Here is a 16,238-nt window from a genome sequence, read left to right on the forward strand (position 1 = left end):
GGTCCGGTTCCTAATCGGTGTACCGCTCTCGCTCCTCGCGGGCCGCATCGGTGCCGTACCGGTCCACGAGCGGTCGGAAGGCCTCGCCGAGCGCGCGCATCGCCTGGCCGGCGGAGTGGAAGCCGAGTTCGTCCGCGACCCGCGGCCAGCCGCGGGCCTGGAGCACCTTCCGGACGAGCAGGCGCTCCTGGCGCGGCGAGAGGTCGCAGTCGGACTCGACGAGATGTTTCACGGCCAGCCGTCGGAACGGTGCGGGGTCCTGGTCGAACTGCCCGGGGCCGTACGCGCTGGCGGCGACCATCCGCCACTCCCAGTCGGTGCAGTCGAGCGCGACCGGTGCGTCGACGGCCCGGAGCGTCGCGCGGGCGACGTCGGGGTCGAGGTCCGAGAGGGCGTCCGACAGCACCGCGGCGATGCGCCCGACGAACCGCCGAGCGGTGCGGTCGTGCAGGTCGCGTCCCGCGTCACTTGTCGGGTCGAGCAACAGCGCCGAGTGCTCCCCGCTGGCGTCGTTCCGGGTGGTCGAGAGCTGGACGGCCCGGTAGCCGTTCTCCCGCCAGAACCCGAGGAGTTCGGGGGTCGCGCCGAACCCCGTGCCGAGCCAGTCCACCTCCCCGGCGAACTCGGCGCGAATCTCGGCGAGCAGGCGCGAGCCGAGGCCGCGGGACCGGACTGCGTGGTGGGTGGCGATGCGCATCACCCGCAGGCCCTCCGGCCGCCCGGCGTCCTCGTCGCGCAACTGGCTGGTGAGCACGTCGGGGAGCATGTTCCCCCGAACGCGACCGCCCTCGTACATGTGTTCGCGCACGCTCGCGGGGAGGTTGCCTTCCCGCGCCAGCAGCGCGACGCTGACGACGTGGCCGTCCCGGCAGAGCGCCCGGACCGCGACGTTCGGCGCGTCGAGCAGGCGCGCGAGGTCTGCGGGTTCGGTCCGGTAATGTGCGAGCACGAGCAGACCGAACGCCTCCCGGAGCAGGTGTTCGTCGGCGAGCAGGTCGTCCGGGTCGAGCGTGCGGTACTCCGTTCCCGCCGGGTCGGCGTCGGCGACGAGGGGGTCCACGGCGGGTCGCGCGTCGAGTGCCAGCGCGTCGAACGCCCAGACCTCCACGGGGTCGCCCGCGACGTACCGGATGGGTTCGACCATGCTCACCTCGCTCACGTCGTGGTCGCTCTCGTCGAGGCGGTCGCGGAACCGGACGGAGAAGCCCCGGCCTGCGCCCTCGTACCCGTGGACCGTCGTCGTGAACGCGACGCGGGGGCAGCCGAGGAAGCGTTCGAGCAGGTGGACCGGGAGGGCGGCCGCTTCGTCCACCAGCACGGCGTCGGGTCCCTCCTCGTCGGCCGCGTCGACGGCGTCGGCTGCGGCGGTCGGCGTCGCGAACCGGACGCTTCCATCCTCGCTCGCGACGCGTCTCGGCGGGTCGCCGTCGGTCCCCGCCAGTTCGCCGAGCGAGTCGAGCAGCGCGCCGGAGCGGACGAACGCCTCGCGAGCGCTCCGGTACTCCGGCGCGGTGACGACCACGTCGCTGCCCTCGGCGGCGAGCGCCCCGGCGGCGATGCCCGCCGCGCTGGACTTGCCGCGGCCCCGGTCCGCTTCCACGACGACGGCGGCGGGGGAGGCCGTCGTCTCGCGGAGGGCTTCGAGCGCGCGAACCGCCGCGACCTGGTCGCCGGTGCGGCAGGCCTCGTACGCCGCCCGGGGGAACTGGCGGTCCGCGGGAATCGACGCCTCCCGCCGGGCGAGTCGCGGCGCGGGGTCGGTCAGGCCGTCGCGCTCGACGGTTCCGGCGTCAACGTCGACGACGGCGACGCCGGGTCGCGTCCGGAGCGTGGCGACGAACCGCTCGCGGAAGCGTCCCGTCACGTCGCTCGTCTCGAACGGCGGGACGGCGAGCGAGGCGTCGAACTCGTCGCGACGGTCGGGCCACGCGTCGAGGGCGGGCGCGAGCAGAAGGAAGAGGCCGCCACCGTCGACCGCGCCGACGACGCGACCGACGGCGTTCGGGTGGAGTTCGTCGTGGGCGTCGAAGACGACCGCCGCACGCGTGGTACCGAGGAGTTCGGCGGCACGGTGCTGGCCGACGCGCTCGCAGTCGAGCGCGCGCTCGGGGGCGACCTGCGTCGTCGCTTCGCGGGAAATGCCGGCGGCGTCGAGCGCCCGCCGCGCCGCGTCGACGGTCGCCGCGCGGTCGCCCGCCAGCACGAGCAGTCGGCGCTCGTTCGCCCGCCGGGCTTCCGCGGCGAGCGCGGCCGCCAGTTCCTCCACGTCCATGCCGGGGAGTTGGCCGGAACAGGGCAAGGGCCTTTCCGTTCGACCACCTCGCCGGAACGCCGTCCCTCGAAGCTCCGCCTGCGACGACGCCTCGCGCTCGTCGGTGCCGGACCCTCGGCCCGCTCGCAGTCGACAGGACCCCGTTGCAGGCAGCGCGGCCGCGTGACGACCGGTTTCGGAATCGAACGGTGGTCGGTCTCCTCTTCACCCTCGATGACTGCGCCGGGGTGACAGGTTCTCCTCGCCGGGCGATAGGGGGAATCTACCCGGAATCGAGGGTGTGTAAGCGATTCGCAGTCCGTCGCTCGTTTGGAAGCTCTTTTATGGGGGAACCATCTACAGATGTGTACGACCTGCGCGCGGTTGATGATGCTCCTAGCCGCACAGGACTCGAACGGCAGGGGAGCCTGAGCCGACGCGTGGGGAGGTGAACAACCATGCCAGTTTACGTAAACTTCGACGTCCCAGCCGACCTCCAGGACAGCGCGCTCGATGCGCTGGAGGTCGCCCGAGACACAGGAACCGTCAAGAAAGGAACCAACGAGACGACCAAGGCGGTCGAGCGCGGCAACGCCGACCTCGTCTACATCGCCGAGGACGTCCAGCCGGAGGAGATCGTGATGCATCTGCCCGAGCTCGCCGACGAGAAGGGCATCCCGTTCGTCTTCGTCGACACGCAGGACGACGTGGGTCACGCCGCCGGTCTGGAAGTCGGCAGCGCCGCCGCCGCCATCGTCGACGCCGGCGATGCGAGCGAGGACGTCGACGACGTCGCCGACAAGGTCGAGGAACTCCGCTGAGGTGATAGAGGATGAGCGCTGAAGAGACACAAGAGGAAGACTCCACGCCCGCCGAAGTTATCGAAATCGTCGGCAAGACGGGGATGCACGGCGAGGCCATGCAGGTCAAGTGCCGCATCCGCGAGGGCGAGAATCAGGGGCGCATCATCACGCGCAACTGTCTCGGTCCCGTCCGAGAGGGCGACGTGCTACAGCTGCGCGAGACCGCACGCGAAGCCGACTCCATCGGAGGACAATAATGCCACAGACGCGAGAGTGTGACTACTGCGGCCAGGACGTCGAGCCCGGTACGGGCACGATGTTCGTTCGCAAGGACGGAACGACTATCCACTACTGTTCGTCGAAGTGCGAGAAGAACGCGGACCTTGGACGCGAACCGCGCGACCTCGAGTGGACCGAAGAAGAGCCGCCCGAGGAGGCCACGCAGGAATGAGCGAGGCCGAGCGCACGTTCGTGATGGTCAAGCCCGACGGCGTCCAGCGCGGTCTCATCGGTGAGGTCGTCTCACGGCTGGAGGACCGCGGCCTGAAGATGGTCGCCGGGAAGTTCATGCAGATCGACGAGGACCTCGCCCAGGAACACTACGGCGAGCACGAGGGCAAGCCGTTCTTCGAGGGACTCGTCGAGTTCATCACGTCCGGTCCCGTCTTCGCCATGGTCTGGGAGGGCCAGGACGCGACCCGCCAGGTCCGCAAGATGATGGGCGAGACCGACCCCGCCGAGTCCGCCCCCGGCACCATCCGGGGCGACTACGGCCTGGACCTCGGTCGCAACGTTATCCACGGCTCGGACCACGAGGACCCCGGCGCGAACGAGCGCGAGATCGACCTGTTCTTCGACGAGGACGAACTGGTCGACTACGAGCGCGTCGACGAGCAGTGGCTGTACGAGTAACGCCGTCGCCGCTACCGCAATTTTCCGACCGATCACGTCCGCGAAGAGCGAGCAAGCCGCCGATTAACCGCGGTGCTCCGCGCAGGGACTCCGGAGAGAGCGAGCCGGCGGAATAGACGAACTGGGGCCGGGCGTGGTGCCATCAACCATTTGCGCCTCGGCGTGGAAAGCGGGTTCCATGGGGGACGAGGACGTTTCGTGGCCGTCTCACGCCGGACGAGTCCTGCTCGCGTACCTCATGGACGGCGAAGACGGCCTGGCGGAGCTCGCCGAAGAGATACATCACCGCGCCCACGACCGGCACGGCGAGAAGTTCGGGAAGGAGGAGGCTGGCTACCTGCCGCAGTCGCCGTTTCCGCCCACCATGTGGGTGAACACCTGCGGGCGCTGTCGCTTCTGGGAGGAGGGCGCGCCCGGCGAGGCCGGCAAGTGCCACGTCGTCGGACGGAAGGAAGACCGATTCGGCGGCGAGCACATCCACCCGCGCGGATGGTGCAAGCTCTGGCTCCCACCCGAGGGCGAACCCGCGTTCGCCTGGGCGTTCGAGCAGTTCGACCCGACCGGCGCGGACCTCGACCGCGGGGAGTTCCGCCCGCGCGACGAGACGGACCAGCAGACCATCGACGAAGCGGTCGAGAGCGAGCGAGGCTCCGAAGGGACGGAAGCCGAGTAGCCGCCGATTCGGCGTTCGGTCCCACGGGTCGACCGGCGCGAGTCGACGGTCGCGTCAGGCGGGGGGCGGACGGACTCGTGCCTCTCGGTCGTCCGAACCGACCGACACCCTCCACGAACTTCCGGCAATTATTGCCGATACGTTCCCGGTCAGGATGACCGGCAGCGTACCCTTGTCGGGGGAGAGAACATGAACGACACCGAATCACCCGGAGAGAGCGGCGCAGCGGCGCACGAAGAACACGAACACCACCACGACGTCGAGGGGCCGGGGTACGCCACGCCACAGGCCGCCATCGAGCAGTCCGAGCGCGAGCGCGTCGCCTACGTGCCGTCGCTGTACGTGGGCACCGACGTGGACGCGCCGGACTTCCTGTCCGTCGTGGACGTGGACCCGGACTCGGACACGTACTGCGAGGTCGTCGACCGCGTGGAGATGCCGAACCGGGGCGACGAACTCCACCACTTCGGCTGGAACGCCTGCTCGTCGTCCTGTCACGTCGAGGGCCTGGAGCGACGCCACCTCGTCGTTCCGGGCCAGCGGTCGTCGCGACTCCACATCATCGACACGAAGGACCGACGGAACCCGGAGATAGTGAAGGTCATCGAACCCGAGGAGGTGTACGAGTACGACCTGAGCGCGCCGCACACGGTCCACTGCATCCCGGACGGCGAGATACTCATCTCGATGCTGGGTGACGCGGACGGCGACCTGCCAGGCGGCTTCCTCGAACTGAACGACGACTTCGAGATAGAGGGCCGGTGGGACCCGCCGGGCGAGATAGAGATGAACTACGACTACTGGTACCAGCCGCGCCACAACGTGATGGTGTCGAGCGAGTGGGCCGCGCCGAAGACCTACTATCCCGGCTTCGACCTGGAGGACGTCGAGAAGGGCAAATACGGTCGCAGCATCCACATCTGGGACTGGGAGAACGGAACCGTCGAGCAGTCCATCGACCTCGGCGAGGAGGGCCTCATCCCGCTGGAGGTCCGGTTCCTTCACAGTCCCGAGTCCGTCCACGGCTACGTCGGCGCGGCGCTGTCGTCGAACATCTTCCACTTCTACGAGGACGACGGGGAGTGGCACGCCGAGAAGGCCATCGACGTCGAGAGCCGCGAACACGAGGACTGGGACATGCCGGTTCCCGGTCTCATCACGGACCTGGTCGTCTCGATGGACGACCGCTACCTGTTCTTCTCGGACTGGCTGCACGGCGACGTCCGGATGTACGACGTGAGCGACCCCACGAACCCGCGGCTGGCGGACCGGCTCTGGGCGGGTGGCCTCTTCGGACCGCGGCACCCGACCGGCGAGGACGACCGGCCCGTGGTCGCCGGCCCGCAGATGCTCCAACTCAGCATCGACGGCGAGCGACTGTACTGGACCACGTCGCTGTTCTCGACGTGGGACAACCAGTTCTTCCCAGAGGAAGGCGAACTCGGTTCGGTGATGCTGAAAGCCGACGTCGACCCGCGCAAGGGAACGATGGAACTGGACGAGGACTTCCTGGTGGACTTCGGCGAGATGCCGAACGGGCCGGCCCGGGCGCACGAGATACGCTGGCCGGACGGCGACTGCACCAGCGACGTCTGGCAGTGAGATGGCGACGGGGCGCGACGCGACGCCGACCCACCGCGTCGAACTCGTCTGGCGCGACGGACGCGAGCGTGCGATCCGCGCCCGCGCCGACGAGCCGGTGCTGGCGGCTGCAGAGAGCGTCGGGGTCGCGCTCCCCTTCGGCTGTCGAACCGGTGCGTGCGGAACCTGCACCGGGCGACTGCTGGTGGGCGAACTCGACCACGCCCGCGAGCCCCGGGCGCTGAAGGACCGTCACCGCGAGGCTGGCTACGTCCTGCTCTGTATCGCTGAACCGCGGACCGACTGCTCGATAGAGGTCGGCGTGGACGTCCAGCGGGACCTCGTCTCGAACCCCTGGAAGTGAGTCCGGCGACGCACCTCGACGCGCCCCCGGCGGTTACGTTCTTCGTCCGCACCACCCGGGGCGTCGCCGTCGACCTCACGCTGCTGCCGTCCATCTACACGGGAGGCTTCGTCGCCGCCGTGGGCGCGCCCTACCTCGTCCGCGTCGTCCCGAACGCGGTGTGGCGATACGTCATCCCGCTGAACGCGTTCGCTATCGGCGTCCTCGGACTCACGGCCGGTCCGGGCCCGTGAGCCGGGAACGCGGCGAAACTGGCCCGCAGTTCGACAACGGTTTTACATCGAAATCGCCACAGGTCCAGGTATGGACATCGATACCAAGCGACGGGCGCTGGTCGGCGCGATACTCGGAGGCGTCGCGACCGGCAGCGCCCTCTCGCCGGTCCGGAGCTACCTCCGGCGGTTCGCGCCACTGTCGGGGTCGGCGTGGCGGTCCGCGACCGACCGTCCGCAGGGGACCGTCGAGAGTCCGCATGGGCCAGCGACGCTGCGGTACGACGACCACGGCGTCCCCAACGTCTCCGCTGCCGACGAGCGCGCGCTGTACTTCGCCGTCGGGTACGCCCAGGCGCGGGACCGGCTCTTCCAGCTCGACCTCCAGCGGCGGCTGATGCGCGGACAGCTGTCGGCCGTCGTCGGGGACGCCGCGTTCGAGTCCGACGAGTTCCACGTGAAGATGGACTTCGCGGGCGCGGCAGAGGCGACCTGGCGACACCTCCGGGGCACCGACACTGCCCCGGTGGTCCGCGCGTTCGCCGACGGCGTGAACGCCTACGTCGAGAACGAACCGCTCCCGCTGGAGTTCGGCCTGCTGTCGTACGAGCCGGCGGCGTGGACGCCGGCCGACACGCTGCTGATGGAGAAACAGATATCCTGGGAGCTCACGGGGAGCTTCCGGACGCTCCGGCGCGCGACGGTCGCCGAGAAACTCGGCGCGGAGGCGGCCCGCGAGCTCTACCCCGCGCGTCTCGACCACGACGCGCCCATCGTCCGGGAGGGCGGCGACGGGGGGACGGCCGCCCGGGAGTCCCCTCCGGACCGCGCCGTCGGGAGCGATCTCGTGGAGTGGCTGGCGGACTTCGAGAGCGACCCCGGCGTCGGCTCGAACAGCTGGGTGGTCTCCGGCGAACACACCGCGAGCGGGAACCCCATCGTCGCCAACGACCCCCACCTCTCGCTGATGGCGCCGCCGGTCTGGTACGAGATGAACCTCCGCGCCAGCGACGCCGGCGTCCGGGGCGTCACCTTTCCCGGCGTCCCGTTCGTCGTCATCGGCGAGAACGACGCCGGCGCGTGGGGATTCACCAACACCGGCGCGGACGTGATCGACTTCTACCGGTACGAGACGGACGGCGACCGGTACCGCTACCGTGGCGAGTGGCGCGAGTTCGACGTCGACATCAGGACCGTCGCGGTCGCGGACGGCGAGGACCGCGAGGTGACGGTGCGGAAGACGGTCCACGGCCCCTACCTCGAACGCGAGGGCGAGCAGGTCGGCGTCGCGTGGACCGGCCACACCGCCACCGAGACGACGCTGGCCGTTCACCGGTACGCGACGAGCGAGGGCGTCGAGGACGTGCTGGCCGCGACCCGCCACTTCGACCTGCCGACCCAGAACCTGGTCTACGCCGACCGGGACGGCGAGACCCTCTTCTACGTCACCGGCCGCATCCCCGTCCGGACCGTCGACGGCGAGCGCGTCCGCGGCGACCGCATCTTCGACGGTTCCGCGGGGGAGGCCGAGTGGCGGGGGTTCGAGCCGTTCGGCGTCTCCTCCTGGGAGGGGTTCGTCCCGTTCGAGGAGAAACCCCACGTCCGGAATCCGGCGTACCTCGCCACCGCGAACCAGCGCGTCACCGACGACCCGTACCTCTCGGAGGCGTACGCCAGCCCCTACCGCGGCCAGCGCATCTACGAACTGCTCGACGAGCGCGCGAACTCCGACCGCCCCGTGACGCCCGCGTTCGTCGAGGAGATGCAGGCCGACGCGCTGGACGGGCGCGCCCGGGACCTCGTGCCGGAACTGGTCCGGGCCGCGGACGGGGCAGACGGACTCCAGTCGGCCGTCGAGACGCTCTCGGGGTGGGACTACCGGATGGACCGCGATTCGCGTGCCGCGCTCCTGTTCGCCCACTGGTTCGACGCGTTCCGGGAGGAGGCGCTCGGGGCGGCGTTCGAGCGGGCCGACCTCGGCGAGGCGTACCACCCCCGCGACTGGGTGGTCGCGCATCTCGACGGCCAGCGCTGGTTCGGCGACGGGAGCCGTCGAGCGGCGATGGTGCGCGCGCTCCGGAGCGCCGTGACGACCGTCGAGGAGGAGGGCTACGAGACGTACGGCGACTACAACGACACCGCAGCCATCACCCACCCCTTCGACCAGTCGTTCCTCAACTACCCCGCCGTCCCCACGGACGGGTCGAGCCAGACGGTGAACAACTACCGCGTCGAGTCCGCCGTCGGGAGCAGCTGGCGGATGGTCTGCCCCGTGGGCGGCGAGTCGGTCGCCGTCCTGCCCGGCGGCAACTCCGGCGACTACTTCTCCGAGCACTACCGCGACCAGTTGCGCGCCTGGGCCGACGTGGAGTACAAGTCGATGACCCGCGAACTGCGCGGCGAGGAGACGGTCACCTTCGAGGAGGCTCGAAGATGACCCTGCGACTCGACGTCGTCAGGTCGGACCCGACGCGGCGCTGGTCGGCGTACGCCGTCGCCGCGTTCGTCGGCCTGACGCTCGCGACGGTCCACCCCCTCGGGTTCCTCGTCGGCGGCGCGCTCGTCAGCCTCCCGACCCGGAACTGGCGGCGGGGCCTCCTCGCCGGCCTCGCGTTCGGCGTCCTCGGCTGGCTCGCGTTCGCCGCCCTGCTGGCCGCCAGCGGCTCGCTCGGCCGCTACCTCGACACGGGTCGCCTCCTCGCCGTCAGCGTCGCCATCCCCGTCCTCGCCGGTCTCGTCGGCGGTCTCGCGCGAGCGCTCGACTGACCCTCGGCGGTCACTTTCACTTTCGCCGCGGGTAAGGCCGAGAGCTTTTATCTCCCCGCGCGTCGGTCGCAGTACGGGCGGGTCGTCCGCCCGGCCGAACACCAGGTTGTCACACCCCTACCCCAAGCCGAATCGGACACTCTCTCCCCCCTTTCGGCGGTGTTCGTTACTTCTGGCCCTGTTGAAATGCTCAGAGGCTGACAGGATTGGCGTGCTGTATAGAGGGGTGTATTCAGCAGGGCGTAACAATAGGCTATGAAAATCATGGGCCGACGCACAAGTTTCATTCTACTGGTAGTAGTTGATTGTCGTATGTATGAGGATACGCCCAACAAAGAGGAGATTGACTGGATAGCCGAGCGGGTGCGGAAAATCTATGACTACGAGCGGTTGAAGGATTGTGACATCGACTTCCTGTATAACCAGGAGTTCGGAATGCGCGCGGACGCCCAGATCTTCGAGGCGATATTCCCCGCCGAGGAAAGCCCTCAAGGACCCGCTCGGGCATTCTTGTTGGATGAAGAGAATGCGGACAGGGAGGCACTAACTGAGGCGGAGAAACTACGCCTCCACATGTTGAAGAAAGAAGCGGAGATAGAGATTCGGCGTGCCTTCGGGCATCGGAAGGAGCTACGGCGAGAGCATCGGAACAAGCTTGCTAACTCCGTCTCGGACGCACTTAGCCCTCTTGGATCACTATTCCCCTGGGGCTAAACAATTAGACCGAGAACAATTGCAGATTGCATTGTTGACTGGTTCAATGAAATCCGACATGCAAGATGCGCACCCTGTATACAGCACGGCCACTGAAACCTATCATCAATTGACTGTTTCAACAAGGCCATACTTCTCAAATGCCGGATTGAGGTTCTGCTGTCATGTAGAAATCGCTGTCTAGGGTTTTGTAGCGCGATACCAATGTTACTCCAAGAAAACTGGGATGGGAGGTAGTTAGATAGTGTGCTCTTCGTTGTTGATGACTGTCTTCTTCTCGCCGTTTTCGCCAACTGCAGTCACGATTACCTGAACCGTATTATGATTACTGGCAGTTAGCTCTACATCAGCATTTTCTTTGATGGTTACAGAACTACCGACAGAGGTCAATGGTTCTGACGCTGAGTCGCTACCCTTCTTCACTTTCACATTTAATTTACTGGCAGAACCTTTTGATACCCACGTGACGGTGACTCCTCCATCTGTCGTAGAATTATTAACGCTAATTGAAGCACCGGCATTCACGTTGTTTTCTACGTTGCTGCCCATGCCCATCACGAACGTCCCGATGACTGCGGCGAGGATGACCGTGATGGCCACCATCAGGATGACGCCGATGACGGGGCTGACGGCGCGGTCGAAGTCGCGTCCGGTGATCGCCTCGAACTTCTCTTTGAGTGTCATAGTCGTGTTTCTCCTTGGACGCGCGTTATCGCCGATGAGACCAGTCGGGGAAGTTATATGTCCCGACGACTAGTTTCGAGTGTCGGGAGATGGGATGCGGTCCCGGCAGGTCTCCGTTATTTTCACGGCTTCGGCGCGGTGTATCACCCGTTACCTCTCATCCCTAATAAATATGTGGCTGGACAAATCCATTTTCTGGTAAGTGACTCGAAGCGGCTACGTCCGGTATTTAAATGAGGTTGTCCTATGAAATAATCAACCGAGGAGTCATTATTCCCTCCCGACACGTTTGGGCGTTGAAGGTCGAGAGTTCGAGCCGCTCCGGTCGACGTCCGGGGCGCGGCGTTAGTCGAAGTAGTCGGCCAGTCGCGCGGCGGCCTCCTCGACGCGCGGGGTCACCAGCGCGAACCGGAACCAGTCGGCGCGGCTCTCGCCGAACGCCTCGCCGGGCATGCCCGCGACGCCGGCCTCGTCGACGAGTCGCTCGACGTTCGACAGCGTCCCCGGGTAGTCCTCGAACCGGGCCATGACGTAGAACCCGCCGTCGGGCGAGGTGTACTCCGCGTCCGCGGCGTCGAGGGCGTCGGTGAACGTCTCCACGCGGGACTCGAGCAGTTTGCGGCTCTCGGCGTAGTAGTCGGGGTCGGTGTCGTGGAGCGCGTTGAGGACGGCGTACTGGCCGGGCCGCGTCGTGGCGACGTTGGTCAGCATGTGCCGGGTCTTGGCCACGTCGACGAGTTCCGGCGGGAAGACGGCGTACCCGACGCGGAAGCCGGTGATGGCGAACGTCTTCGAGTAGGCGGTGGTGACGACGCGGTGGTCGGAATCGAACGCGAGCGCGGACGTGAACTCGCCGGAGAAGTCGAAGTGGTCGTACACCTCGTCGCTCACGAGCAGGGCGTCGTACTCCTCCGCGACGGCCACGAGTTCGCGCATCGTCGCCTGGTCGTACACCGCGCCGGTCGGGTTGTTCGGCGTGTTGACGACGATGGCGGCGGTGTCGTCGCTGGCCCGTTCGCGCACCGCCGCGGGGTCCAGCGTGCCGTCGTCGGCGACGGGGACGTACCGCGCCGTCGCGCCGAGCATCTTCGTCTTCCCGGGGTAGTAGGGGTAGACCGGGTCGGTCAGGAGGAACTCGTCGCCCGCGTCTCGTTCGAGCGCGCGGGCCATCGCGAGGTAGTTGGCCTCCCCGCCGCCGTTGGTCACGACGACCTGGGACGCGTCGACGTCGCGCCGGGCGGCTATCTCCGCCCGGAGTTCGGCCAGTCCTTCGCTCGGCGGATACTGGAAGTCCTCACCGCCGAGGTCGGCGTACTCGTGCAGTCCCTCCGCGATGCCGGGCGGCGACCCCCAGTCGGGGTTCCCGCTCACCATGTCGACCACGTCGCGGTCAGCCTCCGTCGCGTAGGACATGACGTGGAAGAACAGCGGCGTCTCGTAGTCCATACACCACTCTTCGAGCGGGGGCAAGTCTTTCTTTCGACCGAAACTACTACTCGCGTCACCGGCGTGGACCGTCGTATGGCCCCGACAGCCGACCCGGACGCGGTCCGGGACTACTACGACCGCGTGGACGCCGAGGAGTACGAGCGACTGTTCGACCTCTTCGCCGACGACGTCGTCTACGAACGCCCCGGGCAGGCCGACCTGGACGGGATGGCGGAGTTCCGCACGTTCTACCTCGAAGACCGGCCGCTGGACGAGGGCGAACACGAAGTGCACTCGCTCACCGTCGACGGCGACACGGTGGCCGTCCGCGGCACCTTCCGCGGCGTCCAGGGTGACGACCGCGTCGAGTTCGGCTTCGCCGACTTCCACCGGTTCGACGGCGACGGGAAGATAGCGAAGCGCTGGACGTACACCGACCGGGACACGGTCTGAACGCCTCGCCGTCGCAGCCGCGGCGGTTCCACGGGACAACCCTGAAGATAGTTCGACGAGGAGTACGTGACATGGGTAGTGAACGGAGCGTCACGCTCACCGTCCGGGGCGCGGAGAAACGCGACGGCGGGCGTGGCATCGCCCGCATCTCCGACGCCGTCCGACAACACCTGGAGGTACTCAGCGGCGACACGCTCGCCATCGAAGGCGACCGGAAAACGGTGGTGAAGATGTGGCCCGCCGCGGCGTCGGTCCCGGACGACGTCATCCAGATAGACGCCGAGACGCGCTCGAACGCGGGCGTCAGCATCGGCGACACCGTGACGGTTCGACCGATGGCGGTCGAGGACGCCGAGTCGGTCACCGTCTCGCCCGAGGCGAACTTCTCGCTCGACGACGTGGACACCCTGGAGGTCGCGGTCAAGCGCGAACTCCGCGACCGACCCGTCAGCCCCGGCGAGCGCGCTCGCATCGAACGGCTCGGCGACGCCGGCCTCTTCACCGTCACGGCGACCGACCCCGACGGCACGGTCCGGGTGACCGGCGAGACGGACGTGAAGGTCTCGCTGGCCGGCGTCGCCGACTCGACGGTGACGCCCGCCGCGGCGACCGGCGACGTCGGCGACGACGCGGGCGAGATGACCGGCGCGACCTACGAGGACATCGGCGGCCTCGACGACGAACTCCGGCGGGTCCGGGAGATGATCGAACTCCCGCTGGCGAATCCCGAGATATTCCGCCGACTCGGCATCGAACCGCCCAAGGGCGTCCTGCTCTACGGGCCGCCGGGGACCGGCAAGACCCTCATCGCGAAGGCGGTCGCCAACGAGGTCGACGCCCACTTCATCTCCGTGTCGGGCCCGGAGATAATGAGCAAGTACAAGGGCGAGAGCGAGGAGCGCCTGCGCGAGATATTCGACGACGCCGCCGAGAACGCGCCCGCCATCGTCTTCTTCGACGAGATAGACAGCCTCGGCGGGAAACGCGACGACGAGAGCGACGTGGAGAACCGCCTCGTCGCCCAGATGCTGTCGCTGATGGACGGACTGGAGTCCCGGGGCGACGTGGTCGTCATCGGCGCGACGAACCGCGTCGACGCCATCGACCCGGCACTCCGGCGCGGCGGCCGCTTCGACCGCGAGATAGAGATCGGCGCGCCCGACGAGGGCGGACGACGCGAGGTGCTCGACGTTCACACCCGCGGGATGCCCCTGGCGGACGACGTGGACCTCGACCGCCTCGCGGCGACGACGCACGGGTTCGTCGGCGCGGACCTGCACGCGCTCGTGACGGAGGCGGCGATGGCGGCGCTCCGCCGCGCGCGAGACGACGGTGCCGACGACGACGCGCTGCTGGACGTGACCGTCTCCCGCGACGATTTCAACGCCGCGATGGCGTCGGTCGACCCCTCGGCGATGCGGGAGTTCGTCGCGGAGACGCCGACGGTCACCTTCGACGACGTGGGCGGTCTCGACGAGGCGAAACAGACGCTCGTCGAGGCGGTCGAGTGGCCGCTCTCGTACCAGAACCTCTTCGAGGTGACTCACACGGAACCGCCGAGCGGCGTCCTCCTGTACGGCCCCCCGGGGACCGGCAAGACGCTGCTCGCGCGGGCGCTGGCCGGCGAGAGCGACGTGAACTTCATCCACGTCGCCGGACCGGAACTGCTCGACCGCTACGTCGGCGAGAGCGAGAAGGCCGTCCGCGAGGTGTTCGACCGCGCCCGACAGGCCTCGCCCGCCATCGTCTTCTTCGACGAGATAGACGCCATCGCGGCCAAGCGCGGCGATTCCCACGAGACGACGGAGCGCGTCGTCTCACAGTTGCTGACGGAACTCGACGGCCTCACGGACAACCCGAACCTCGTCGTCCTCGCGGCGACGAACCGCCGCGAGGCGCTCGACCCCGCCCTCCTCCGGCCGGGTCGCCTGGAGTCCCACGTCGAGGTGCCCGCGCCGGACGAGGCGGCCCGCCGCAAGATACTCGCCGTCCACGCCGACGAGAAACCGCTGGCCGACGACGTCGACCTGGACGAACTCGCCGCCGACCTGGAGGGGTACACGGGCGCGGACCTGGAGGCGCTCGTCCGGAACGCCTCGATGCGCGCCATCCGCGAGGCCGCGGACGCCTGGGGCGTCGCGGAGGCCGACCGGAACGCGGACGAGATCGTCGTCGAGGAGCGCCACTTCGACGCCGCCCGCGACCACGTCCGCCCGACGCTGTAGGAGACGGGTCGCTTTCTTCGTCGTCGACTGCCGAGCGGCCGCGGAACCCGTTCGACGGTCGGCGGAACGGGGTCGGTCGGGGTCGAGACGGGCGTCCGACGTGCTACGGCTGCCAGTATATCGCCGTCGCGCGATGGCGGTCGTCGTAGGCCCGGAGCCCCTCGCCGAGCAGTTTCTGGACGCCGAGGTCGTCGTACAGCGTCGTGTGCGTGTAGTCGACGAACGTCATCGGAACGACGAGGTCGCCGTCCCTCCTGACGACGCTCGCCACGCCGGTGTAGACGTGCTTGTGGCGGTCGTCGAACACTTTCGCGCCGACGACGGGCGTGCGCTGGCGATGGGCGGGGAGCGCGTGGAGGGCCTCGACCGACCGCCACGTGAACTCGTAACAGAACATGCCCGAGTCCTCGCCCGACTCGATAGCGTCGAACGTCGTCGGCGACTGGAAGTACTTCCGCAGGTCGGTGGCGCCGAAGATGACGTTGTCCTCCACCGACCCGGCGACGTACCGGGGAACGTCGTAGGAGGTCTGGTCGCGGAACCCGCCGACGAGTCCTTCGACGACGGCTTCCGGCCGCTTCGGCGACGCCCCCGTGAACGATTCGACCGTCTCGGGAGGGACGTCCGCGAAGCGGTTCCCGCGAACCGCCTGCACGGTGAACGGTCGGTCGTCCGCGTCTCGCACCCGGTCGAAGAACTCCTCGTACTGGGCGAACTCGAACCGGAACTCGCCGGCCGAGATGGCCCCCAGGTCCCGGACCAGTTGCTCCAGCGGACCGCCTTCCAGCCCCAGTTCTGCGTCCAGTTCGGCCGCCTCCTCGGGCGACGCCGAGAGGGGGAGCGACCGCCAGGCGTCGCCGTCCCGAACGCGAATCTCGTCGCCCCGGAAACGGAGCCGGTGGCCCGACACCGAGACGGAGAACGCGGAGGGACCGAACCGCTCGCGCGCCAGCGCCCCGAGATTCTGGTCGCGGAGATTCGTCCCGACGAGAACGCCGTACCCGAGAAGGACGTTGTCGACGGCCTTCGCTCCTCCGACAGTCGCCGCGCCGCCGCCGATGCCCGCGAGCAACTGCCGGCGGGTTAGCTCGCGGTCGGTGAGATTCCTGAAAGCGCTCCGACGAGTCACGAGCGAACGATTTCCCTGGAACGGAATAAGCTTTCTACTCCGG

The 16,238-nt window shown here is 68.2% G+C and carries 17 protein-coding genes; 13 read left to right on the forward strand and 4 right to left on the reverse strand.

Features of this window, described 5'->3' with window-relative positions:
• Window positions 1–10: 10 nt before the first annotated feature.
• Complete coding sequence (gene tmcA / locus ACTF4R_RS04430; RefSeq protein ID WP_440006549.1) at window positions 11–2,272, reverse strand: tRNA(Met) cytidine acetyltransferase TmcA; 2,262 nt, start codon at window positions 2,270–2,272, stop codon at window positions 11–13.
• Window positions 2,273–2,709: 437 nt separating this feature from the next.
• Between tmcA and rpl7ae the strand changes: the two genes are divergently transcribed.
• The 11 genes from rpl7ae to ACTF4R_RS04485 all read left to right on the forward strand — a co-directional run bounded on the left by rpl7ae (window position 2,710) and on the right by ACTF4R_RS04485 (window position 10,276).
• Window positions 2,710–3,072 carry a 50S ribosomal protein L7Ae gene (gene rpl7ae, locus ACTF4R_RS04435; RefSeq protein WP_113275987.1) on the forward strand — a complete coding sequence of 121 codons (363 nt, stop codon included), beginning with the start codon at window positions 2,710–2,712 and terminating at the stop codon, window positions 3,070–3,072.
• An 11-nt stretch (window positions 3,073–3,083) separates the two neighbouring features.
• Entirely contained in the window at window positions 3,084–3,311 is a 228-nt protein-coding gene (locus tag ACTF4R_RS04440; protein WP_113275988.1) for a 30S ribosomal protein S28e, read from the forward strand.
• Window positions 3,311–3,505, forward strand: a complete 195-nt coding sequence (locus ACTF4R_RS04445; RefSeq protein WP_440006552.1) for a 50S ribosomal protein L24e — start codon at window positions 3,311–3,313, stop codon at window positions 3,503–3,505. Before ACTF4R_RS04440 ends, ACTF4R_RS04445 begins: the two co-directional genes overlap by 1 nt.
• The gene (gene ndk / locus ACTF4R_RS04450) at window positions 3,502–3,966 is read left to right on the forward strand and encodes a nucleoside-diphosphate kinase (protein WP_113275990.1); all 465 of its coding nucleotides are present in this window, start codon (window positions 3,502–3,504) and stop codon (window positions 3,964–3,966) included. The genes ACTF4R_RS04445 and ndk overlap by 4 nt, the downstream gene beginning before the upstream one ends.
• Before the next feature lie 178 nt (window positions 3,967–4,144).
• Entirely contained in the window at window positions 4,145–4,639 is a 495-nt protein-coding gene (locus ACTF4R_RS04455; RefSeq protein ID WP_440006555.1) for a high-potential iron-sulfur protein, read from the forward strand.
• Between the two features lie 189 nt (window positions 4,640–4,828).
• Window positions 4,829–6,241: a selenium-binding protein SBP56-related protein gene (locus ACTF4R_RS04460; RefSeq protein WP_440006557.1), complete on the forward strand. Its 1,413-nt coding sequence runs from the start codon at window positions 4,829–4,831 to the stop codon at window positions 6,239–6,241.
• 1 nt (window position 6,242) lies between these two features.
• Window positions 6,243–6,584 (forward strand): 2Fe-2S iron-sulfur cluster-binding protein, encoded by a 342-nt coding sequence (locus ACTF4R_RS04465; protein WP_440006558.1) that lies wholly within the window; start codon window positions 6,243–6,245, stop codon window positions 6,582–6,584.
• Window positions 6,581–6,817, forward strand: a complete 237-nt coding sequence (locus ACTF4R_RS04470) for a hypothetical protein (protein ID WP_440006560.1) — start codon at window positions 6,581–6,583, stop codon at window positions 6,815–6,817. Before ACTF4R_RS04465 ends, ACTF4R_RS04470 begins: the two co-directional genes overlap by 4 nt.
• Before the next feature lie 70 nt (window positions 6,818–6,887).
• Window positions 6,888–9,233 carry a penicillin acylase family protein gene (locus ACTF4R_RS04475; RefSeq protein WP_440006561.1) on the forward strand — a complete coding sequence of 782 codons (2,346 nt, stop codon included), beginning with the start codon at window positions 6,888–6,890 and terminating at the stop codon, window positions 9,231–9,233.
• Entirely contained in the window at window positions 9,230–9,562 is a 333-nt protein-coding gene (locus tag ACTF4R_RS04480) for a hypothetical protein (RefSeq protein ID WP_440006563.1), read from the forward strand. Before ACTF4R_RS04475 ends, ACTF4R_RS04480 begins: the two co-directional genes overlap by 4 nt.
• A 312-nt stretch (window positions 9,563–9,874) precedes the next feature.
• On the forward strand, window positions 9,875–10,276 hold the full coding sequence (locus ACTF4R_RS04485; protein ID WP_440006565.1) for a hypothetical protein: 402 nt from the start codon (window positions 9,875–9,877) through the stop codon (window positions 10,274–10,276).
• A gap of 237 nt (window positions 10,277–10,513) precedes the next feature.
• Here ACTF4R_RS04485 and ACTF4R_RS04490 read toward each other — a convergent pair whose 3' ends face one another.
• Window positions 10,514–10,960 (reverse strand): type IV pilin domain-containing protein, encoded by a 447-nt coding sequence (locus ACTF4R_RS04490; RefSeq protein WP_440006567.1) that lies wholly within the window; start codon window positions 10,958–10,960, stop codon window positions 10,514–10,516.
• Window positions 10,961–11,305: 345 nt separating this feature from the next.
• On the reverse strand, window positions 11,306–12,406 hold the full coding sequence (locus ACTF4R_RS04495; protein WP_440006569.1) for a pyridoxal phosphate-dependent aminotransferase: 1,101 nt from the start codon (window positions 12,404–12,406) through the stop codon (window positions 11,306–11,308).
• A gap of 75 nt (window positions 12,407–12,481) precedes the next feature.
• Here ACTF4R_RS04495 and ACTF4R_RS04500 point away from each other — a divergent pair, with 75 nt between their 5' ends.
• Window positions 12,482–12,841, forward strand: coding sequence for a nuclear transport factor 2 family protein (locus ACTF4R_RS04500; protein ID WP_113275999.1), 360 nt, complete (start codon window positions 12,482–12,484; stop codon window positions 12,839–12,841).
• A 71-nt stretch (window positions 12,842–12,912) separates the two neighbouring features.
• On the forward strand, window positions 12,913–15,066 hold the full coding sequence (locus ACTF4R_RS04505; RefSeq protein ID WP_440006570.1) for a CDC48 family AAA ATPase: 2,154 nt from the start codon (window positions 12,913–12,915) through the stop codon (window positions 15,064–15,066).
• 103 nt (window positions 15,067–15,169) lie between these two features.
• Here ACTF4R_RS04505 and ACTF4R_RS04510 read toward each other — a convergent pair whose 3' ends face one another.
• Window positions 15,170–16,195 carry a hypothetical protein gene (locus ACTF4R_RS04510; RefSeq protein WP_440006571.1) on the reverse strand — a complete coding sequence of 342 codons (1,026 nt, stop codon included), beginning with the start codon at window positions 16,193–16,195 and terminating at the stop codon, window positions 15,170–15,172.
• Window positions 16,196–16,238 lie beyond the last annotated feature (43 nt).

Source organism: Halomicrococcus pelagicus, from assembly GCF_051917725.1.
Lineage (GTDB): Archaea > Halobacteriota > Halobacteria > Halobacteriales > Haladaptataceae > Halomicrococcus.